General features: G+C 55.6%; 19 protein-coding genes. 10 read left to right on the forward strand and 9 right to left on the reverse strand.

The features are described from left to right. Positions 1-587 precede the first annotated feature (587 nt). The 4 genes from ACTTKG_RS02580 to ACTTKG_RS02595 all read left to right on the forward strand — a co-directional run bounded on the left by ACTTKG_RS02580 (position 588) and on the right by ACTTKG_RS02595 (position 4,356). Entirely contained in the window at positions 588-1,103 is a 516-nt protein-coding gene (locus ACTTKG_RS02580; RefSeq protein WP_442672714.1) for a methyl-accepting chemotaxis protein, read from the forward strand. A gap of 308 nt (positions 1,104-1,411) precedes the next feature. Then, positions 1,412-2,326, forward strand: coding sequence for a GGDEF domain-containing protein (locus ACTTKG_RS02585; RefSeq protein ID WP_442672699.1), 915 nt, complete (start codon positions 1,412-1,414; stop codon positions 2,324-2,326). Positions 2,327-2,548: 222 nt separating this feature from the next. Beyond that, positions 2,549-3,172: a DedA family protein gene (locus ACTTKG_RS02590; protein ID WP_442672700.1), complete on the forward strand. Its 624-nt coding sequence runs from the start codon at positions 2,549-2,551 to the stop codon at positions 3,170-3,172. Positions 3,173-3,387: 215 nt separating this feature from the next. Beyond that, positions 3,388-4,356 (forward strand): type I phosphomannose isomerase catalytic subunit, encoded by a 969-nt coding sequence (locus tag ACTTKG_RS02595; protein WP_442672715.1) that lies wholly within the window; start codon positions 3,388-3,390, stop codon positions 4,354-4,356. A gap of 76 nt (positions 4,357-4,432) precedes the next feature. Here ACTTKG_RS02595 and ACTTKG_RS02600 read toward each other — a convergent pair whose 3' ends face one another. After that, positions 4,433-5,539 carry a hypothetical protein gene (locus ACTTKG_RS02600; protein WP_442672701.1) on the reverse strand — a complete coding sequence of 369 codons (1,107 nt, stop codon included), beginning with the start codon at positions 5,537-5,539 and terminating at the stop codon, positions 4,433-4,435. A 96-nt stretch (positions 5,540-5,635) separates the two neighbouring features. Here ACTTKG_RS02600 and ACTTKG_RS02605 point away from each other — a divergent pair, with 96 nt between their 5' ends. Next, positions 5,636-6,088, forward strand: coding sequence for a metal-dependent hydrolase (locus ACTTKG_RS02605; protein WP_442672702.1), 453 nt, complete (start codon positions 5,636-5,638; stop codon positions 6,086-6,088). Positions 6,089-6,208: 120 nt separating this feature from the next. Beyond that, complete coding sequence (locus ACTTKG_RS02610; RefSeq protein ID WP_442672703.1) at positions 6,209-8,104, forward strand: fructose-1,6-bisphosphatase; 1,896 nt, start codon at positions 6,209-6,211, stop codon at positions 8,102-8,104. A gap of 348 nt (positions 8,105-8,452) precedes the next feature. Here ACTTKG_RS02610 and ACTTKG_RS02615 read toward each other — a convergent pair whose 3' ends face one another. Next, complete coding sequence (locus ACTTKG_RS02615) at positions 8,453-10,381, reverse strand: aconitate hydratase (RefSeq protein ID WP_442672704.1); 1,929 nt, start codon at positions 10,379-10,381, stop codon at positions 8,453-8,455. Positions 10,382-10,628: 247 nt separating this feature from the next. Here ACTTKG_RS02615 and ACTTKG_RS02620 point away from each other — a divergent pair, with 247 nt between their 5' ends. The 4 genes from ACTTKG_RS02620 (at position 10,629) to ACTTKG_RS02635 (ending at position 14,932) form a co-directional block, all read left to right on the forward strand. Continuing rightward, on the forward strand, positions 10,629-11,969 hold the full coding sequence (locus tag ACTTKG_RS02620; RefSeq protein ID WP_442672705.1) for a citrate synthase: 1,341 nt from the start codon (positions 10,629-10,631) through the stop codon (positions 11,967-11,969). Further along, a complete protein-coding gene (locus ACTTKG_RS02625) occupies positions 11,970-12,971 on the forward strand; it encodes an isocitrate/isopropylmalate dehydrogenase family protein (RefSeq protein ID WP_442672706.1) in 1,002 nt (333 codons plus the stop codon). Positions 12,972-13,084: 113 nt separating this feature from the next. Further along, complete coding sequence (locus ACTTKG_RS02630) at positions 13,085-13,957, forward strand: Rpn family recombination-promoting nuclease/putative transposase (protein ID WP_442672707.1); 873 nt, start codon at positions 13,085-13,087, stop codon at positions 13,955-13,957. 102 nt (positions 13,958-14,059) lie between these two features. Further along, positions 14,060-14,932 (forward strand): Rpn family recombination-promoting nuclease/putative transposase, encoded by an 873-nt coding sequence (locus ACTTKG_RS02635; protein WP_442672707.1) that lies wholly within the window; start codon positions 14,060-14,062, stop codon positions 14,930-14,932. Positions 14,933-15,081: 149 nt separating this feature from the next. Here ACTTKG_RS02635 and ACTTKG_RS02640 read toward each other — a convergent pair whose 3' ends face one another. The 7 genes from ACTTKG_RS02640 to ACTTKG_RS02670 all read right to left on the reverse strand — a co-directional run. After that, positions 15,082-15,507, reverse strand: coding sequence for a Fur family transcriptional regulator (locus ACTTKG_RS02640; RefSeq protein WP_442672716.1), 426 nt, complete (start codon positions 15,505-15,507; stop codon positions 15,082-15,084). A gap of 261 nt (positions 15,508-15,768) precedes the next feature. Further along, a complete protein-coding gene (aroF, locus tag ACTTKG_RS02645) occupies positions 15,769-16,800 on the reverse strand; it encodes a 3-deoxy-7-phosphoheptulonate synthase (RefSeq protein WP_442672708.1) in 1,032 nt (343 codons plus the stop codon). Then, a complete protein-coding gene (gene pheA, locus ACTTKG_RS02650; RefSeq protein WP_442672709.1) occupies positions 16,785-17,678 on the reverse strand; it encodes a prephenate dehydratase in 894 nt (297 codons plus the stop codon). The genes aroF and pheA overlap by 16 nt, the downstream gene beginning before the upstream one ends. A 185-nt stretch (positions 17,679-17,863) precedes the next feature. After that, positions 17,864-18,640: an ABC transporter ATP-binding protein gene (locus ACTTKG_RS02655; protein WP_442672710.1), complete on the reverse strand. Its 777-nt coding sequence runs from the start codon at positions 18,638-18,640 to the stop codon at positions 17,864-17,866. A gap of 1 nt (position 18,641) precedes the next feature. Then, complete coding sequence (locus ACTTKG_RS02660; protein WP_442672711.1) at positions 18,642-19,697, reverse strand: FecCD family ABC transporter permease; 1,056 nt, start codon at positions 19,695-19,697, stop codon at positions 18,642-18,644. A 3-nt stretch (positions 19,698-19,700) separates the two neighbouring features. After that, on the reverse strand, positions 19,701-20,720 hold the full coding sequence (locus ACTTKG_RS02665) for an ABC transporter substrate-binding protein (protein WP_442672712.1): 1,020 nt from the start codon (positions 20,718-20,720) through the stop codon (positions 19,701-19,703). Between the two features lie 78 nt (positions 20,721-20,798). Continuing rightward, the coding region (locus ACTTKG_RS02670; RefSeq protein ID WP_442672713.1) for a TonB-dependent receptor domain-containing protein at positions 20,799-22,328 on the reverse strand (1,530 nt) is incomplete at its 5' end.

Consider the following 22,328-nt stretch of genomic DNA (forward strand, 5'->3'; position numbering starts at 1 on the left):
GATGCTGCGGACCTATGCTTTGGGGCAGAGATTCGCAGCCTTTTGTTTGAAGAGAGATGTTTTTCCCAGAAGGAAGAAGAAATACATCCCAAAGTCGGATTCTACCAAAGTTTTTTCCAAAGCGCTTATATTTTATGCGCACTTTCACGATATACTAAAATATAGGGGTTTCTTTTTCGTGTTTTCTTTTCGTGGTTGTTCAAAGTAAAACATGGCTGCCGTTGTTTCTTTGGATGAGTAGATAGAGGAGTTGCATTTCTATGGGTTACCCCGATACGATCAAGACGGATCAAGATGTTCTGGATGCTTTTGTTGCCGTTGCGCCTTATTTGAATCGCGTTGTTCGCCAAGAGGTCGTTACCTGTGTGACGAATACGGAAACGACGCTGAGTTCGGCGCTTAATGATAAGGTCAATTTCTCACCTGCCATCGGTACGCCGCTTTCTCCGAATACGAGGCGTGTTCTTGAGACGGGGAAAGACTATGTCGGGTTGATCGACGAGAAGCTTTATGGTCGTGGCGTTCGCAGCATGATTACACCGATTCATGGTGTCAATGGCGGCATTATCGGTACGTTCGTGACGGCGATGGATGTCGAGCAGGACATCAAGCTTGCCCATGCGGTCGACGAGGTGACGAAGTCGACGGAGACGGTTTATCATGCGGTTGAGCAAGTCGCTGAGAGTGCGAGTGAGCTTGCGAAGTCGGGACAGGAGGCTGTGCAGCAGGCAGCCGATCTCAAGGAGCGCAACGCCGAGACAATCAAGGTCATCGAGTTCATCAACAATATCGCGCAGCAGACGAACCTCCTCGGACTCAACGCTGCCATTGAAGCGGCGCGTGCGGGCGAGCAGGGCAGAGGTTTTGCCGTTGTTGCGGAAGAGGTCCGAAAGCTTGCCGAGCAGTCACGTGAAGCGACGGAAAAGATTCAAGCGACGCTCGCCGAGATGAACAAGGCGGTTGAGGAAATCTCCAAGACGATTGAAACGACGGGGGCGATCAGTGAGGAGCAGGCGGCCTCGACGGAGGAGATCACAGCCAATCTTTCACGAGTTACCAATGCAGCGGAGGAGCTTGGGCAGTTCGTTGTACGTACGGATTGAAAAGAAATATAAGTCAATTTTTCATGAAAACTGCAGAGGTCGTGCTGCATGTATGGTATCCCCCGATCGGATTTTGCTGATCGGGGGATTTTTTGTGTTGCATTGTCCGGGACGAATTTCTTTCTTTATTTTTTATGTGGGATGGATTTCATATTTTTTTGAAGTGTTTTCACTTTTTGATAGATTTTTTTATATCTTTCGGTTATACTATAACTTAGGATAGCTTCACCGTTTTATGGGGATAATGCGTGAGAGGTTATGGGGAAAGCATTGGTAGTTATGCTTGTCTATCTTGAGGGGGTTATATTATGGCAAAATATAAGACTCCGATAGCAGGTTACGAGAATCAATGTGTAGGTCTGTTATTGGAAAAACTGGGTGTGGTCACGTTCGATTACGATATCGAGGGGGACGTGCTGCTCTTAGCGAAGGCGCGCGATGGGATGCAGGAGAGGCATCTCGATGGCTTCTGCCGTACGCTTTGCACGGAGAATCGCGGCATGGTGCATCCCGATTCGGTCGAGCGTCTCGTCGCGCTTTTCCGCGGACAGACGACGGGCGTGCGTGAGGTCTTGCTCGATATGGCGGAAACGCCGCAGGGGCGCTATTCGTGGTACGAGGTTGCTGTGAAACTCGTGCGCGATGAGACGGGGCGTGTGCGCCGCACGATCGGCATCCTTTGGGATATTGAGTCGAGCATGGGCAAGATGGAGCAGAGTTTTTCGCATTTTCGCTCGGAGCGCGATTCTGTCACGGGCGTTTTGAACGGCTCGGGGCTTGAAAAAGCGGTGCAGGTGTATCTTGCAGGTCATGGACGTGATGAGAGCAATGTGCTTATGCGCATCTCTTTCGACAATTTGCACCAGCTCGCACAGCAGCGCGGCAAGCATTGGACGGATCAACTGCTCGTGCGTATATGTAAAGCGATTGGCAGTTTCTTCCGTGCGGGTGATGTGCTTGCGCATCTCGGCGACGGGCAGTTTGCTGTGTTCGTCAAGGATATGGAGCGTACGGAGGTCATGGACATGAAGGCGCGCGCGATTCGCATGTTGTTCGGTGGGGAGAATACGCAGTTCGGCGGCTACGGGCTTGTCTGCCGCATCGCTGTCGCCTACTATCCCGAGGATGGCAGGGCGTTCCATGAGATTTTGGAAATGGCGGAGAAGCGTCAGGCTTTGGCGAGCGGCGCCGAGATGCATGAAAAGGCGCTGACGCCGGCTTGATTTGTGAGGTTGTTAGAAGATCCCGCGACGGCTTGGGCTGTCGCGGGATTTTTATGCTTTTGCAGAGGATTCGGCTTCGTTTTGTATAGCTGGCTCGCTGGAAAGATGCCGTGCATCTGGGAAAAAATGCGGAAGACATTTTGTTGGCGCTTCCTATAGCTTTCCGCGTCGCAGTAGTGTATAATGAAATGGTATATAATTTTTTGAGGAAAGGCAGGGCGTATGGAGCAGTTTACGCAGACGTTTTTGGAGTTTATCGACGCTTGGGGCTATGTGGCGGTCGCTGTGCTGATGGCGCTGGAAAATGCCTGCATACCGATTCCGAGCGAGTTGATCTTGGGGTTTTCCGGCTATTTGATCTTCGCGGAGCGCATGGGCTTTGTCGGGGCGATGGTCGCGGGTATGGTCGGCGGCATGGCAGGTTCGATCTTCGCGTATCTTGTGGGGCGGTACGGCGGTCGTTCTTTCGTGGATAAGTATGGCAAGTATTTTTTTGTGAAGAAGTCGCATGTCGATATTGCGCAGCGTTGGTTTGATAAGTATGGCGTCAAGGCGGTGTTTTTCAGCCGTATGCTTCCGGTCGTGCGCACGTTTATCTCGCTGCCTGCGGGGTTTGCGCATGTGGATATGAAGAAGTTCCTGGTCTATACGTTCCTTGGTTCGCTGCCTTGGACGGCGCTGATCCTTGGCGTCGGCATGGCGCTTGGCGAGAGTTGGCAGCTCATGCTGAAGGTGGGGCACGAGGTGAGCATCGGCTTTGTCGTCGTCAGCGCAATCGTCATTGCCGTTCTTTATTTGCGCTATCGGCGCAGTCGTCGGCACAAAGCAAAAATGGACGTGGAATGATCCACGTCCATTTTTTGAAGCGTCACGAAGAACCTGCCGCTGCGCGTCACATAGAGGAAGCCGGACGGATCGAAGAGAAATACAGAGGATGCGGGAAAGTTTTTCGTTCCGCAGGTTCGTTTTCCTGCAGTACGGGCGCTTGTCGCGGATTGGCAGGATTGTATCGTATCATGGGCGAGGGAAGAGGACAAGCATAGGAGAAAGGTTTGGGGCTGATGATATACCCGATGAAGCTGAAAGCGCCGCTCAAGGATTATCTTTGGGGCGGTACGCGCCTCAAGACGGAATACGGCAAGGAGACGTCGCTGGCGAAGGTCGCAGAGAGCTGGGAGCTTTCCTGCCATAAGACGGATCAAAGCATCATCGAGAATGGCGCGGATGCGGGACTGACGCTTGAGGCATATATTGCGCGTGAAGGGGCGCATGTCGCACTCGGTTCGCATGGCTCGCGCTATCCGTATTTTCCTTTGCTTATCAAGCTCATTGACGCGCACGATGATCTCTCGGTGCAGGTGCATCCTGACGACAGCTATGCTTTTGAGCACGAGGGTGAGTACGGCAAAATGGAGATGTGGTATATCCTCGATGCAGAGCCGGATGCAGAGATCATCTATGGTTTTGCAAAGGAGATTTCGCGCGAGGAGTGCCGCCGCCGCATCGAGGAGAATACGCTTTTGGACGTTGTGCGGCGCGTCAAGGTGCGGGCGGGCGACGTCATCGTGATTCCGGCGGGCACGGTGCATGCTATCGGACGCGGCATCTTCCTCGCAGAGGTTCAGCAAAATTCAGATACGACGTACCGTGTCTACGACTATGCGCGGCTTGGTGCGGACGGAAAGATGCGCGAGCTGCACATCGACAAGGCGCTTGATGTGCTGTCCTTCGCACCGCCGCCTTGCGCTGTGAGCCGCGGGGAGCAGCTTACGATTTTTGCTGAGTATGAGATGGTGATTGCTGCGCGTACGGAATTTTTTTCCGTCTATCATTTTGATCTTCATGGCCGCTGCCGTCTGCAGGCGGGGCGCACGAGCTTTCAGTCGCTCGTCGTTCTTAGAGGGCCGCTGGAGCTTTCGTGGGCGGGCGGCGAGGAGATCTTGGAGAGGGGCGACTCGTACTTTATTCCGGCAGATTTTGGCGACTATATGCTGCGCGGCGAGGGCGCGTTTCTTTTGACAGAGGTTTGACGGGATATGTGCTGCGGTCATACGTCAAGAGGTGAAATGCGCCCCGAAGAGGGATGTTCTTCGGGGCGCGTTGGCGTTATGGGATTTCGGGCGGCTGACTGCATATCGCTGTGTGGTGCAGGACGTCTTCGAGACGCATTTCGACATCGAACGCTTCTTTGTGGACGGTTTCCGCCGTATCGAATTCATTGAGGTCATCCGTTTCGAGAGCTTTTAGGAAATGCTCCCAAGCCGTGATGGAAAGCTCGGTCGATTCGGCGCGCAGCTGGCTTACATAGCGTGCGCCGGGGGGCACGGAGAGCGCGGAGAGCTTTTGCTGACGCTCTTTTAAGCTCGGGATGATGCTTGTGTTGATGAGCTTTTTGAGGTCGCTCTTCTGCGTATTCGATAGGAGACCGGTGCCGTCCCAAGGCATGTCGGTCAGTTGCTGGAAGCGTTGCTGCTCTTGGGAGAAACGCTTGTTGTACTGATCGACGATGGGCTGGGATTCCTGCAAATATGAGGCGACGTCCTTTTCGAGGAGCGGCGTGAGCCGATCCAGGCAGTCTCGGTAGTTCTTGATGTAGGCGACCTGCCAATGACCGTCGGCGGCTTGCTCCATAGCGAGAAGGAGCGTGAGATTTGTCTGTGTGAGTTCGTCCTTTGCCTTGATCTGCGCCGTCGCTGTCGCGCCGTCGCGGTTGATGGATTCGAGACCGATGATCGTGATGTTTTTGAGCAGGCTGCGTTCAAAAAGATTTTCGAAGTCGATCTGCAGCTGACGGCCTTGCAGAAGTGCGCCGGGCTTTTGCCACTCGCCCGTTTCGATGAAGCTGGCGAGCGTCGTGCGCAGCCCCGCCGTGACCTGCGGCTTGACGAGCTGGTAGAAGTTCACGGCGTCTTTTCGCTGTCCTGTCGTCAAGGATGTATCGGCGGCAAAGAGACTGCGCGTGAGATCGTCGTAAATTCTTCCCATAGTGAGGCTGACGTTGACATAGCGCTCGAACTTTTCCGCATCGTGCGATTCGACGGCGGCTTGAATCTCGTCGAGAGCGTATTCGGGGCTTCTCGCGTGGATGAAGAAGTACCAGAGCACAGAGCCGATGGCGAGGGCAAAGAGCACGATGACGGACATCGTGAGCGTGCGGTTGTATGAGCTGATCTTCCTGGCGCGCAGCTGTAGCCGCCAAGTGTAATCGTCCATGTGATTTCTCCTTCGAGGGAAACAAATGAAAATATTTGTTACAATATAACGCTATCATTATAGCATATATGTCAACGAGATGCAGGAGGTGGGCGCGTGAAGTGGGTCAGCCATGAGATCGTGACAGGCATGGCGGTCTATACATGGACGGGCAGTCTCGTGTCGACGGCATGTGCTATGGCGGGCGCCGTTTTGCCGGACTGGATCGAGGGCAAGGGCGGCGGCGTGCGTCTGCCGTGGCGCGGCCTGCTCGCGCATCGCGGCTGGTCGCATTGGCCGCTTCTCTATGTGCTTGGACTCTTGGCGCTGGAAGCTGCGGAAGAGACGCATGGCGAGAGTGCCGCAGGATTTATCTTTGCGGGGCGCTTCGTGCTCGTCGGCGCACTCTTTCACATCGCTGAGGATGCGCTTTGCGGCAAGGTGCCGCTCTTTCATCCGGCGAAGAAGGTCGGCGTGCGTTTGTTTCGCGTCGGCTCTTTCGCTGAGTACGTATTTGCGATTGTCGTTGTTATCGTCTGTTACGTTGTCGGACGGCTGTTTTTGTGGTAGATCTCGATAGGATAAAATAGCAATAAATTTATCATAGACTTATGAAGCAAGAAGGAAAGTGGCACACTCGTGAGGAAGTTCTTATATAGAAGAAGAAATCACCTTTGGAGGGGGATTCCGATGGAACAAGTCACGCAGAAAAAGAAGAACAAGCTGTTGGGACTTCTTGCGGAGAAGTATCCGACGCTTGAATCTGTTTATGAAAAGCTCATCTACCTGCAGGCGCAGCTCGGGCTGCCCAAGGGCATTGAGCATTTCATGAGCGATCTGCACGGCGAATATGAATCGTTTTTCCATATTTTGAACAACTGCTCAGGCGTCATTCGTGAAAAGGTCGAATACGTCTTTGCCGATCGTATGACGGACGAGGAAAAGGCGGAATTTTGCACGCTCATCTACTATCCGAAAGAGAAAGTTGAGCGACTGCACGCACAGAGGAAGGATACACCCGCTTGGTATCGGGAAAATCTCGCGCGTCTTTTGGAACTCTCGAAGCTCATGAGCTACAAATATCCGGCGGCGAAGGTGCGCGGCTTCATCCCCAAGCGTTATGAGTCCGTCATTGTCGAGCTTCTTTACACGCGCCCCGAAGAGGACACGGCGCAGGCGCAGTACCATCGCCGGCTCCTCGCGACCATTGTGCAGATCGACAGCGGCGCCGGATTCATCGAGGCATTTTGCGTGCTTGTCAAGCGTCTCGCCGTCGATCGCCTGCACATCGTCGGCGATTTCTTTGATCGCGGCAGCCGTCCTGATGCGATCCTTAACATGATCCTCAACTATCACGACATCGACATCGAGTGGGGCAATCATGACGTCATGTGGATGGGCGCGGCTGCGGGCAGCGAAGTCTGCATCGCGGGCGTCGTGAGAAACAGTCTGCGCTATCACAACACCGATGTCTTAGAGCGCGGTTACGGCATCAGCCTGCGCCCGCTGTCGCTCTTTGCGACGCATATATATCCCGATGCGAACGCCATCCGCGCTTCGGAAAAGGCGATCACGATGATCATGCTCAAGCTCGAAGGTCAACTCATCACGCGCAATCCAGATTTCCAAATGGAGAGCCGCCGGCTCCTCGACAAGATCAACTACAACTCATCTTACGTCATGCTCGGTGAGCGTCGTTACGAGCTGGAGAGCGCCTACTTCCCAACGATCGATCCGAAAGACCCCTTTGCGCTCTCGGAAGAAGAAGAGCGCATCATCGCTGACCTCAAATCATACTTCACGGAGAGCGAGATGCTGCACAAGCATGTCGATTTTCTCTACAAGAAAGGCAGTCTCTACAAGTGCTGCAACGGCAACCTGCTCTATCACGGCTGTGTGCCCGTCAACGAGGACGGTTCGCTTCGCGAAGTCGTCTTTGACGGCAAAGCGTACAAAGGCCGCTCCTATTTTGATTACGCCGACCGCCGCGCCCGCCGCGCCTACCTATTCCGTGCGCAGGAAGACCTTGACTTCATGTGGTTTCTCTGGTGTGGCAGAACGTCGCCGTGCTCGGGGCGCGAGGTCAAGACCTTCGAGCGTTCGCTTTTGGAAGATGAAAGCACATGGAAGGAGCCTGCCGATCCCTACTACCGTCTGTTGGATGATGAGGACTTCTGCCGCTCCATACTCGCAGAGTTTGGTCTGCCCGAGAGCGGCCACATCATCAATGGGCATGTGCCTGTAAAGGTGAAAAAAGGCGAGACGCCTGTCAAGGCGCACGGCAAAGCCATCATCATCGACGGCGGCTTCTGCCAGGCGTATCACAAGAAAACAGGCATCTCGGGCTTCACGCTCATTTCCAACTCGCGCGGTTTTCGACTCCTCATGCACCAGCAAGTCGCCGACGTGCGCCAGGCATTGAAGGAAAACAAAGATATCGAATCCGTCTCAGAGACGATCGAGCTGCAAACGAAGCACACGACGCTTGAGGATACGGACGAAGGCAAGGACATTCAAGAAGAAATCACCGACCTCTACAATCTGCTCATCGCATATCAAAACGGCGTGATCGAGCCGAAAGCATAGGACGGCATGGCGCGGGATACAGGCGCAAGGCTGTTCATCGTAGGATTATAAACGCTGTGCTGAAAAAGCATCATGGATGATTTAGCGTGACGCCCCAAGCGGTCAAGCCGCAGGCGCAGAACGATTGGCTAGGCTTTTGTAAGGGCGTGATATGTACAGCGTGCCGCTTGGATGAAGCTGGGAAACGAGAAAAAGCAATCATGCCGTTATGCGTGACGGTTGAACCTATGTCCTGAAAGCTCCCCATGAAAATAAATTATCCCTTCGGTCGCAGAATCTTATTCTGCAGCCGAAGGGATTTTCTATGTCGTCAGAACGCAGGATTTCCTCAAAAGCGAAAGCTGCGGACTACTGCTTGTTCTTGATATAGTTGAGCTTGCCGCCCGCTTTCAGCATCTCGATGTCGAGCGCTGAGAGCGCATGGCGCACGCTGAAACTCCGCTTCTTCGTGCGGTTCTCCACGCGGACGGGCGCATCCGGCGCGAGCGCGGAGAAGTCGAGGAAGAGCACGTCGCCCTCGGCGATCGACTCGTAGTCCGCCGCCTCGTCGAAGAGCAGCGGCACGATGCCGAAGTTCACGAGATTCGCCGCGTGAATGCGCGCAAAACTCTTGGCGAGAACCGCCTTGATGCCCAGATACATCGGCGCGAGCGCCGCGTGCTCACGGCTCGAACCCTGCCCGTAGTTCTCGCCCGCGACGATGACGCCGCCGCCCGCCTTCCGGCAGTGCGCCTTGAAGCCTGCCTGCACGTCGCGAAAGACGAACTCGGAGATCTTCTCGATGTTCGAGCGGTACGGCAGAACCTTCGCGCCCGCCGGCATGATGTGGTCGGTCGTGATGTTGTCGCCGACCTTGATGACGACTTCCTTCTCGATCGCAGCTGCGAGCGGCGTGTTCTCGGGCAGCGGGCGGATGTTCGGCCCCTGCACGACCTCGATGCGCTCGGGATGCTCGCGCTCGGGCGCATAGATCATCGAGTCGTCGACGAGGAACGCTTGCGGCTCGGCGGGAAGCTCGAAGTCGGCCTCGCGCGGATCGGCGATGACGCCTGAGATGGCGCTTGCCGCCGCCGTCTCGGGCGAGACGAGACAGACGTTCGCGCTGAGCGTGCCGCTTCTGCCCTTGAAATTGCGGTTGAACGTGCGCAGCGACCACGCATTCGTCACGGGCGACTGCCCCATGCCGATGCAGGGGCCGCATGTGCACTCGAGGAGGCGCGCACCCGCCGCGAGGATCTTGGCGAGACCGCCCGCTTCCGCGACCATAGATAGCACCTGACGCGAGCCGGGCGACAAGACGAGCGAGACATTCGGCGCGACGCGCTTGCCGTCCAAGATGGACGCTACCGTCATGATGTCGCGGTACGACGAATTCGTGCAGCTGCCGATGGCGACCTGGTCGATCGGCTGCCCCGCGACCTCGCGCACCGTCTTGACGACGTCGGGCATGTGCGGCAGAGCGATCAGCGGTTCGAGCGCCGCAAGGTCGATGTCATAGCGCTCATCGTAGACTGCGCCCGCATCGGCAGAGAGTGCGCGGAACACATCCTCGCGCCCTTCGCGGCGCAAAAAGCCGCGCGTCACTTCGTCGCTCGGAAAGACCGACGTCGTCGCGCCAAGCTCCGCGCCCATGTTCGTGATCGTCGCGCGCTCGGGTACACTGAGCGTCTTGACGCCGTCGCCCGTATACTCGATGACCTTGCCGACGCCGCCCTTGACCGTGAGCAGCGAGAGCACCTTCAGTATGATGTCTTTCGCGCTCACGCCCTTTGAAAGAGCGCCCGTCAGATGCACCTCGACGACGCGCGGCATATTCAGCATGAACGGCTCGCCCGCCATCGCGCACGCGACGTCAAGGCCGCCCGCGCCGATCGCGAGCATACCGATGCCGCCGCCCGTCGGCGTGTGCGAATCGCTGCCGAGGAGCGTCGCGCCCGGTCTGCCGAAGCGTTCAAGATGCACTTGATGACAGATGCCGTTGCCGGGGCGTGAGAAGAAGACGCCGTGCTTCTTCGCGACCGTTTGCAGATACTTGTGGTCGTCGGCGTTCTCGAAGCCGCTCTGCAAGGTGTTGTGATCGACGTAGCTGACGGAAAGCTCCGTCTTGACCTGCTCTACGCCCATCGCCTCAAGCTGCAGGTACGCCATTGTGCCCGTCGCGTCCTGCGTCAGCGTCTGGTCGATGCGTATGCCGATCGGCGCACCTTTTTCCATCTCGCCCGCGAGGAGATGCTCCTTCAATATCTTTTCCGTCAATGTCAACGCTTTTGCCTTCATAAAGACACTCCCTTTGCCGCCGCCCCGTGCATGTTCACGCCGAAGCCGCCTTCCACTTTATCCGTGCTTCCTTAAGGTACCACAAAGCATTCGGAGCGTCAACACTTCTATGTAAATTTTATTATAGGAGCAATAACCTATTTTATATAGTGACCCTCTGTGCTATAATGCATCTATGTTTTTTCGGAGCATACATTCCGAGAAAATCTGTACGATATAAGCGGTTCATTGGAAAGGGGTCATTGCCATGGACAAGGCAATCCATCTCGCGCAATTTTACGGCAAGTCGCAGAACTATACGACCATCGCCAAAGATCTGTTCAAACAATACAACGTCAAGCGGGGGCTCAGAAATGAGGATAAGACGGGCGTCTTGATCGGACTGACGCGCGTCGCCGACGTCGTCGGATACAAGCTCGATGAAAATGGCAAGAAGGTCGACGCCGACGGCGAGCTTTTCTATCGCGGCGTCAACGTCATGGATCTTGTAGGCTCTGCCGACCGCGCATCCTATCTTTATGAAGAAGCGTGCTTCCTTTTGCTCTTCGGCTACCTGCCGACGAAAAAAGATCTGCGTCTCTACTGTCAGAGCCTCAAGGAAGGCTACGAGCTGCCCGAAGGCTTCCTCGAAACGCACCTGCTGCACCATCCGGGCAAGAACCTCATGAACCAGCTCCAGCAGTCGATCCTCGCGCTCTACAACTACGATCCCGACCCGGACGCGACCGACGTCTATCGGACGCTCATCAAAGGCGTGAATCTCATGGCGAAGCTGCCGTCCATCGCGTGCTACACCTACAACGCCAAGACGCACTACTTCGGACGCGAGAGCCTCGTGCTGCACTACCCACAGCAGGGCTTTTCGACCGCGGAAAACATCCTCTCCATGCTGCGCCTCGACGGCAAGTTCACGCCGGACGAAGCGCGTCTCTTGGACATCCTGCTGCTTCTGCACGCCGATCACGGCGGCGGTACGAACTCGACCTTTACGAACGTCGTCGTCTCCTCGACCGACACCGATCTCTACTCGGCGATCGCCAGCTCCATTGGCTCTTTGAAAGGGCCGCGTCACGGCGGCGCCAATGTGCGCGTCGCCAACATGATGGACAAGGTCATCGAGGCTGTCGGACTTGATGCCGACGATGCCGCCATCGAATGCGTCATCGAGCGATTGATGCGCGGCGAGCTTGATAATCCATCGGGGCTCGTCTACGGCATCGGTCACGCCGTCTACACGCTTTCCGACCCGCGCGCCGAAGTCATCCGCGACCATATCGGCAGGCTCGCGGCGAAGAAGGGCGTAGAAAGGAAGTTCGACTTCTTCGTGCGCTTCGAGCGCGTCGCCAAACGCTATCTGAGCGAGAAGAAGGGCGTGAGCATGTCGAGCAATATCGACTTCTACAGCGGCCTTGCCTACGAGATCCTCGGCATTCCGCGCGACCTCTTCACGCCGCTCTTCGTGCTCTCGCGTACGGCGGGCTGGATCGCGCACAACATCGAGCACAAGCTCTACGACAACCGCATCGTGCGTCCCGCCGCCAAGTACGTCGGCACGATGGAAGACTATGTGCCGAGGGAGGAACGCTAAATGACGAAGAAAACGATCACCGTATTCAAAGGCGACGGCATCGGTCCCGAGATCACGGACGCCGTCCTCGAAATCATGGAAAAAGCGGGCGCAAACCTCGCCTATGAAGTATTCAATGTCGGCGAAGCCGAGTACGAGCGAAACGGCGCGCTGATCCCAGACGCCGGACTCGCCTCCTTTGAAAAGACGCACGTCCTTTTGAAATCCCCCATCACGACGCCCGTCGGCAGGGGCTTCCGCTCGCTCAACGTCACGCTTCGCACGAAGTACGACCTCTATGCGAACATCCGCCCCGCGAAGTCGAACGAAGCCGTCCGTACGCCCTTCCCCAAAGTCGATCTCATCACCTTCCGCGAGAACACGGAAGACCTCTATGTCGGCGTCGAGGAAGAAATCGACGAAAACACCATGCACGCGACGAAGATCATCACGCGCGAAAAAAGCAAGCGAATCTGCCGTGCCGCCTTCCGCTACGCCGAAGCGCATGGGCGAAAGAAGGTCACGTGCGTCCACAAGGCAAACATCCTAAAGCTCTCCGACGGGCTCTTTCGCTCCGTATTCTACGAAGTCGCCAAGGAATTTCCCGCTATCGAAGCCGACGACAAGATGGTCGACGCCGTCTGCATGATGCTCGTCATGCACCCCGAAAACTTCGACATCATGGTCATGCCGAACCTCTACGGCGACATCGTCTCGGATCTCACGAGCGGGCTCATCGGCGGCCTCGGCCTCCTGCCGTCGAGCAACATCGGCGATCGTTTGGCGATGTTCGAAGCCGTGCACGGCAGTGCGCCCGACATCGCGGGCAAAGGCATCGCGAACCCCACGGCATTCCTCTGGTCCGCCTGCATGATGCTCGAACACCTCGGCGACAACGAGACAGCCGCCCGCATCCGCCGCGCCGTCAACAAGACGCTCAAGGAAGCGAGCCGCCTGACCCCCGACCTCGGCGGCACGGCGACGACGCACGAATACACACAGGCGATTATTCAACGACTATAGACAAGAAAAGAGAAAACTGCCGCACCGTCGATTCTGACGGCTGCGGCAGTTTTGCTTGTGCGAAGAAAGAAAACAAGCTACAATAGAAAGAGAACTGCGGAAAGGAGATTGTCATGGCGCAAAACACAGAAGAACGCGCCCTACGTGCGTGGGAAGAATTATCCATCAGCGACAACTTCATCTTTCAGCGCGTCATGCAGAACAAGAACCTCTGCAAGCGCTTGATTGAACGCATCCTGCACATCAAAATACGAGAATTGGACTACCCGCATACAGAGAAAAGCATCGACCTGCGTCTCGACAGCAAATCGGTACGTCTCGACGTATATGTGGAAGATGAAAGCGGCACGATCTATAACATTGAGATGCAGACAACCAAGGGGCACGGCGATGAATTGGTGAAGCGAACGCGATACTATCAGGGAATGATCGACATGGATCTCTTGGGCAAGGGCGTCTATTACGATCAACTCAGACAAACCTATATCATCTTTATCTGCACCTTTGATCCTTTCGGCATGGACGAACGCATATATACCTTTCGAAACGCCTGCCTTGAAATACCGCATCTGCTGCTTGGCGACGGCGCTGCAAAGATTTTTCTCAATGCCAAGGGACTGAAAGGCGTTGTGGATGCAGACATCGAAAACTTCCTGCACTATGTGGACGGCAGGGAAGCGGCAGGCGTCTTTACAGAAACACTGGCAAAAGAAGTCGAACGGGTAAAGCATCAAGATGAAACGAGGCGAGAATATATGACACTCTATATGGAATATCAAAAACATCATCAAGAGGGTGTGAAGGAAGGGCTGCAGCGCGGCAGACGCGAGGGCAGACGCGAGGGCAGACGCGAGGGGCTGATCGCTATGGCACGCTCTTTACTGGCGCTTAATGTTCCTTTGGATGTCATCGAAAAATCGAGCGGCATGACAAGGGAAGAGATTCTTACGCTTCAGACGCCCGCTGCAAAGCATGATAGAAGATAGAAAACTGCCGCAATCGTCGATTCTGACGGCTGCGGCAGTTTTGCTTGTGCGAAGAAAGAAAACAAGCTACAATAGAAAGAGAACTGCGGAAAGGAGATTGTCATGGCGCAAAACACAGAAGAACGCGCCCTACGTGCGTGGGAAGAATTATCCATCAGCGACAACTTCATCTTTCAGCGCGTCATGCAGAACAAGAACCTCTGCAAGCGCTTGATTGAACGCATCCTGCACATCAAAATACGAGAATTGGACTACCCGCATACAGAGAAAAGCATCGACCTGCGTCTCGACAGCAAATCGGTACGTCTCGACGTATATGTGGAAGATGAAAGCGGCACGATCTATAACATTGAGATGCAGACAACCAAGGGGCACGGCGATGAATTGGTGAAGCGAACGCGATACTATCAGGGAATGATCGACATGGATCTCTTGGGCAAGGGCGTCTATTACGATCAACTCAGACAAACCTATATCATCTTTATCTGCACCTTTGATCCTTTCGGCATGGACGAACGCATATATACCTTTCGAAACGCCTGCCTTGAAATACCGCATCTGCTGCTTGGCGACGGCGCTGCAAAGATTTTTCTCAATGCCAAGGGACTGAAAGGCGTTGTGGATGCAGACATCGAAAACTTCCTGCACTATGTGGACGGCAGGGAAGCGGCAGGCGTCTTTACAGAAACACTGGCAAAAGAAGTCGAACGGGTAAAGCATCAAGATGAAACGAGGCGAGAATATATGACACTCTATATGGAATATCAAAAACATCATCAAGAGGGTGTGAAGGAAGGGCTGCAGCGCGGCAGACGCGAGGGCAGACGCGAGGGCAGACGCGAGGGGCTGATCGCTATGGCACGCTCTTTACTGGCGCTTAATGTTCCTTTGGATGTCATCGAAAAATCGAGCGGCATGACAAGGGAAGAGATTCTTACGCTTCAGACGCCCGCTGCAAAGCATGATAGAAGATAGAAAACTGCCGCAACCGTCGGTTTTGACGGCTGCGGCAGTTTTTTAGGAAACATGGATAAAACGAAGTCGCCCGGATTGGCACAGAGATGCGGATTCGATGCCGATCTGAGCGACAGCTGTGAAGCGGGGCGGAATATATCTGTTCGTTCTCAATGCGCTGCTTTGCGGCACGCAGGGCACATGCCGTAGAAATACAGCTGCTTGCCCGAAACGGCGTACCCCGTCTCGCGCTCCACCTGCTCGACGAGATCGCCCGCATCTGCCTTGTAGACGTCATCTACACGACCGCAGCTTACGCAGCAGATATGCGGATGGCTCGTCGTATTCGCGTCGTAGCGGAAGCTCTCCTCGCCGACGTTCAAGACTTGTACCAGTCCGACCTTGCTCAGAATATCGAGCGTCTTATACACCGTCGCCAAACTCATCGTCGGATACGTCGGCTGCAGCTCACTGTAGATCATATCCGCCGTCGGATGCGCCGTCGTATGGCAGAGCACGTCGTAAACAGCAAGCCTCTGCGGCGTTACCTTGAAACCCTTCTCACGCAGCATCGTCGTTACTTCCTGCATCACCATCATACTTCCTCCTTGCATATAGGCACAACCCAAGCGCGAGCAAACAGCCGCCTTTGGAAAAGCCTTCTGAAAACCTTTCTTCTAAACAATAACTCGCCACTAAAAAGAAATCTCACTAGATTAATTTTAGCGCAAGAAAGGAATTTTGTCAATCCTTTCATAGAGGAAAGTCTTATTGCACGAACAATGTTTTCGTCGCTTTTTGCCGCTGAAAAAGCAACGCGCCCCCGCGGCTTCGCAGAGGCGTGTTGCTTTTTTCGTTCAAATATCCATCGGCTCGATATGTTCATCCTGCATGAATTTCGCGAGCTTCTTGACACCGCGCATGACTTCATAATAGCTTTCGGGCGTCAGCGACTGCGGGCCGTCGGACAGTGCCTTTGCCGGATTCGGGTGCATCTCCATGATGAGCCCGTCTGCGCCTGCGGCAATCGAGGCGAACGCCATCGGGCGTACGAAGCGCCATTTGCCTGTGCCGTGGCTCGGATCGGCGATAATGGGAAGATGCGAGAGGTGTTTGATGGCAGCGACGGCGCTGAGGTCGAGCGTGTTGCGTGTATACGTCTCGTAGGTGCGAATGCCGCGTTCGCAGAAGATCACATTCGGGTTTCCCTCATTCATGATGTACTCGGCGGCATTGAGCCACTCGTCAATCGTCGCTGCGAGGCCGCGCTTGAGCATGACAGGCTTTTGTCCGCGCCCGACTTCTTTCAGGAGCCGGAAGTTCTGCATATTGCGTGCGCCAATTTGCAGAACGTCGGCATACGCGGAAACGAGCGCGACGTTCTCGACCTCCGTGACCTCGGTGACGACCTTAAGCCCCGTCTTTTCCCGCGCTTCGGCTAAGAGCTTCAAGCCTTCCTCCTCCAGACCTTGGAAGGAGTACGGCGATGTGCGCGGCTTGTAAGCGCCGCCGCGCAGGAACTCGGCGCCGCCCTTCTTGACGATCTCGGCAGCCTCCATGAGCTGCTCGCGCGACTCGACGGCGCACGGTCCCGCCATGACGACGGGCGCACCCGCGCCTATCTTGATGCCGCCGACGTCGATGATCGTCGCCATCGGGTGAAATTCGCGGCTTGCGAGCTTATAGCTTTTCGAGATGGAGACGCTCTCGGCGACGCCCGCCATTGCGTCGATCGCCAAGGAGCCCATGCGCGTCTTGTCGCCGATGACGCCGACGATCTTCTGCTGCGTACCTTCCATGATCTTAGCGTCAAGCCCCACGCTGTTGATCGCCCGGATAATGTCTTCGATATTTTCCGCTGTTGCGTCCGGATTCATAATGATGACCATAAAGATGCTCCTTTCAAATTCGCAGCCGTCAGCACGGGAAATGCGCCGAGGGTGCGCAGCCAAATGCTCTTTTCACGCACCGCCGCAATGGAAGCGGCGAGCTGTTCCTTGTCCTTGACTTCCAGCTCAAAGAAAAAGATGTACGCGCCAAACTCCGTGCGTGCAGGCCGCGACTCAATGCGCACCATATTCACACCGCGCGAAGCGAACTCCTGCAGCACTTCGCACAAACTGCCCGCACGTTTGCCGTCGATCTGCAAGATCACGAGCACCTTCTCCGGCACAGGTTCCTTGCAAAAGCGCAGCGCAGGCAGATTTGCACCCGCACGTTCGACGAGGAAGAAGCGCGTACAGTTTGCCATCGTGTCCTGAATATCCTTTGCCACGGGAAAAAGCCCGTACAGCTCGCCCGCACGCGCCGTGCAAATCGCCGCACAGCCGTCTGCCGGGCGGCTCTCGGCGACGAGCCGCGCCGCCTCCGCCGTAGAAGAAACGGCGACGAGCTTTGCATGAGGACAGTGCGCCTTCAAGTAAGCGCGGCACTGCGAGAGCGGCTGTGCATGAGAGATGACGCTTCGGATTTCGCTTTGCGGATACTTGACCATCAGCTCATTTCGCACACCCCAGATCAGCTCAAGCGTCACGGCAAAGGCATCGCTTGCGCTCAGCGTATCGAGCGTGATATTCACCGAGCCTTCGAGCGAATTTTCCACAGGTACGAGCGCACCCTTCACCTGCGCTTCTTCCACCGCCAGAAGCGCTTGGAAAATGGCGGGAAAGCCCATCAGTTCGCGCGGCTCGTCAAGAAAACTGTTCAGATGGAGCGCCGCCGCCTCGCTGTGCGTTCCCAAAGGACCGAGAAAGCCCAACGTATCCATCCTCGCCCCCCTCTCTACGAAAAAGCCCCCTTGAGCAAAAACGCCAAGGGGGCAATGCTGCTGAAAACGCTTCTATCTTATCATAGAAACTACAGCTTTGCAAGATTGAGTTTTACAAGTTTACAGTTTGTTTTCGCCGGATGAATCTCCCATATAAATTTCACATCGTAATCTTCCGGTGGAATTTACGGTTTCTTTTCGTACTGCGGCACATAGCGGATATAGATGCGCCCGTCCGCTCCTTCTTCCACTTTCGCGCATACTTCGTAGAGATCGTGGATGAACGCCTCCGTTAAAAGCTCGCGCGGCGTGCCGAGCCCCACGATGCGCCCTTTCCGTATAGCGATGAGACGATCGCAGTAGAGCGCGGCGATATTGAGGTCATGGATCGCCGCGACGACGGTGAGGTCGAGTCTCTTTACGATGTCCATGATCTGCAGTTGATACTTGATGTCCAGATGATTGGTCGGCTCGTCGAGGATCATGCACTCGGATTCCTGCGTCAGAGCACGCGCAAGAATCACGCGCTGCTGCTCTCCGCCCGAGAGACTTGAGAAGCTGCGTTCTGCACAATCGTCCATGCCGACGGTACGAAGCGAGCGATGCGCGATCGCATAATCGTTCGCATTGTCACGGTCGAAAAGACGCTTGTGCGGCGAGCGCCCCATGAGCACGACGTCGAGCACGCTGAAGTCGAAGCTGTAGAAATTATGCTGCGCCACGACAGAGATCTGCTGTGCGGACTCTCGATAAGACATCTCATCGAGTGCGCGTCCGTTCAGTGTGATCGTCCCTGCGGTCGGCTTCTGTACGCGATAGAGGCATTTCAAAAACATACTTTTGCCGCTGCCGTTGGGGCCGATGATGCCGAGAAATTCCTTCGGCTTCAGATGAAAATCCAACCCCTTGAGGATCTCCTTGTTTCCGATGAAGAGTTTTACCGCCTCCGCGAGTATTTCCATATCACTGCCCTCCGAATCCATAGGTGCGCTTCACCATGAGGTAGATGAATGCGGGTGCGCCCACAAGTGCGATCAGGATGCCGATCGGCAGCTCCGTATGTGGAATGAGAACGCGGCAAAGCCCGTCGGCGACGACGAGGAAGATTGCGCCCACGAGAGCGCTCACGGGGATGAGGCGCCTGTGATCGGTACCGACGAGCATCCGCACGACATGGGGAACGACCAGACCGACGAAGCCGATCATGCCCGCAGCAAAGACGGCGAAGCCGACGACGAGCGCACTGACGATCAGATAGCCTTGCCGATAGGCATGAAGATCGGTGCCGAGCGTGATCGCGGACGCATCGCCGAGCAGCATGAGGTTGAGAATACGGCTCTGCGACCAGAAGAAGAGAACCGCGAGCAGGGAAATGACGCCGAGCAGCGCGATATGCTCCCACTTTGCTCCCGCGAGACTGCCCATCATCCAGTAGGTGATCGTCTGAATGCCCTCCTTGTCGTTGGCAAAATAGACAATGAAGCTCGAAAAGGCGCTGCACACAGCGCTGAGCGCCATGCCGCCGAGCAGCAGCTTCATCGCATTCGCACGTCCGCCGATGTTCGCGATGAATAAAACCGCGAGAGAAATGGCAAATGCGCCCAAAAATGCGGCGATGCCGACGGCATTTTCGCCGAGCGCCGCGCCGACGCCAAGCAGGATGGCGAAGGTCGCGCCAAGAGACGCGCCCGCCGAGATGCCGAGGATGTAAGGATCGGCGAGAGGATTCTTCACGATCGCCTGCATGATGACGCCGCAGGTAGCAAGGCCCGCGCCGATGATGGCGGCGAGCAAAAGGCGCGGCAGACGAAGCAGCCAGACGATGTCATGGACAGGACCCTTGCCCGCCATGTCGATGGGCGTGCCGCTCTGTATTTGATCGAGAAGCGCAGCGGCGATCGCATCGGGCGGCAGATCGACCGTTCCGATGGAGAGCGCCCAGAAGAGTGCGCCAATGAGAAGCGCTGTGAGCAGGGATAAGAGGGCAAGAAGCCCCGCGCGTGAAAAAAATGCTTGCATAGATTATTCTCCATATATCTCGGGATATAGCCCATGAGCAAAGATCGTGATGCCGTCGTAAGTACGAATCCCCGCACTGTAGACCGCATAGAGCGGCGCCGTATAGATGCGTCTCTCTTTTACACAGGCGAGCGAGCTAAGCGCCGGATTTTCATAGAGGCGTGCGAGGATCGCATCCTCGTTGCCATAGTCGTTTTCGATGACAACGAGGAAGATCGCGTCGGGGTTCAGCTCGATCATCTCTTCCATGCTGAGACTCGTGCCGTCCGCCGCCAGATGCTCGGCGCCGAGTGCCCGAAGCATATCGCCCGCGAGCGTATCTTTGCCATAGGTACGAATCTCCTTGCCCATAAGCTCGATGACGAGAGCGCGCGGACGTTTTTCTCGATGGGCGGTCTTTTCAGCGACAAATGAGATTTCATGCTGCATCTCGCCGATGAGAGTCTCGGCACGATCTTCCCGTCCGAAGATGCGGCCGAGATTTCGGATGTCCTCGCACTCCTGCGCGATGGTCTTCGTCTTTGTCATGCGTGCAGACGCCGGTGCGATGTAAGTGTGCACGCCGCGCCCCGCCCAAAACGTTGTAGAGCGCAGTACCTTCGGAGAGAAGGTGGACGCCCAGCCGACGATCAGATCAGGCTGCATCATGAGGATCGTTTCCACGTCGAGATGTTCGAGACTTGTGTAGGGGATCGTCTCGTATGCTGCTCGGTACTCCGGTCGGATGTATTTCGCGTCCGGCACCCCCATGCCTGCAACGATGCGATCGCCCACGCCGAGCGCGAGCAGCGTCTCGATCGAGTTCTGCCAGACGGCGACCACGCGCTCCGGCGGACGCTCGTAGACCTGCGCGATGGGTTCGCCCTTTTCGTTGATGTTCTCAATCGTGACGGGCGTATACGCTGCATCCGCCTGCTCCGCTGCGCCAAGACGACGTGCATTTTCATCCTGCACCTTCACGATGGGACTGCAAGCCGTGAGCAGGAAAACGAGGCAGATGAGCAACAGATAGAAAAATTTCATCCTTCCTCCTATAAGAAAGGGACGCAGGACATTCCGCGAAAGAATAGCCTGCGTCCTTTCCTTTTCATGATCGAACGATCAGAACGTATAGCGTGCGCCGACCATGATGCTGCGGCCGGGCATGGCTGCCCCGCCGATGCCGGTCCAAGCGTTGTACGAGGTCTGATATGCCTCGTTCGTCAGATTGTTTATGGTAAGGTACCCGGTGAGATCGGGGGTGAAGCTGTAGTTGAAATTCCAGTCAAGGACGAGGAACTGACTGTCCGTGAACGCTGTCAGACTGCATCCCGTATACCAGTTCATCAAGAGTCCCGTATAGATCTTCCCCTTTTCATAGGAGAGATTGAGCGCATAGTGATTTTGCGGACGCAGACGGTTGATCTGCGTGTTGAGATCGCTGCCGCCCTGGTAGCCCCAGTTCGGGTCGAGCACCCAGCCGGGCTTCGCCATCCATTTGTCCTCCATGTGGGTGTAGGATGCGCTCATCGAGAAATGCTTGTCAAAGGCATGGTCGAACGTGATGTTGAACGACTTCTTGTCCTCGCGTGCATTGACCGCCGTACTGAAAAAATCGGCATCATCATTATCCCAAATCGGCAGCGACGCAATCGCATTGCTCATGCGCGTCCAGTCATAGTGGACGGCAAGTGCAGTGTACTGCGAGAACTCCTTGCGCACGCCGAACGTCCAAGCATCGCCGCGCTCATCCTTCAGCGGCGTCTTGAATACGCCGTCCGTCGCTGTGTAGTCGCCCTGGCGCAGCGGACGGAGAATCTTCGTCCAGCCGAAATATGTGCTGAGGGTATCGTCAAATACATATTCTGTGTTGAGTGCATAGGTGAAGACGTTCGTATTTCCTTTTCCCTGCACATCGTCCCCTGCAGTAGACGACCCATAGCCTGAGTAGTGGCTAAAACGGAGTGCAGGAGTAAGATCCCAGTTCGGGGTGATGTGAATCTTGTCCTGCGCATAGGCAAGGATAGAGTCGCGAGCCGTATGCGATTCCGCGACACTTCCGTCGTTCCGGATTCTTTTCTCATAGCTCTTCGCCTTGTCATAGGTGAGGCTCGCGATGACATCGTTCTTGCCTATGGCTCTTGCGTACTGCACTTGAAGACCATGGTTTTCTTCCTCGAACCAGCTGGTCGGCTCAGGCGCTTTGCCGCCCGTCTTGTCGAGCCATGCCTGCACCTTTGCCGGATCGCCGCCCGGGAACGGTGCGAGATGATCGCTGATCCACTGCTTGAGCTGCGCCTTCGTTGCACCTGTCGGGAATTGTGTGCGATAGTCTTGAGCAAGCGCGTTGCGTTTCTTATCGCCCCAGACATACTTATCGCGGTCGGAGTAGCGATGATGCTGATGATAGAGCCGAACGAAGCTCTCCATACGATTGTCCTTGTCGAACGTCCACTTCAACTCCCAATCGTTGTGCCTAAAGCGGCTGAACGAGTTGTACACCTTGCCGTCGAGTGCGTAGAGGTTCGCATAGCCGGGGTTGAGCGCATCTCCACTCAGGCGTGTTGGTTCCCATTTGCCTGTATCTGGGTCGACTTCACCTTGCAGCACGTTGTTGTTGTCCAATTTCCCCACAGCAGCGCCGAAAATGAT

Source organism: Selenomonas sp. (assembly GCF_052169755.1).
GTDB lineage: Bacteria > Bacillota > Negativicutes > Selenomonadales > Selenomonadaceae > Selenomonas.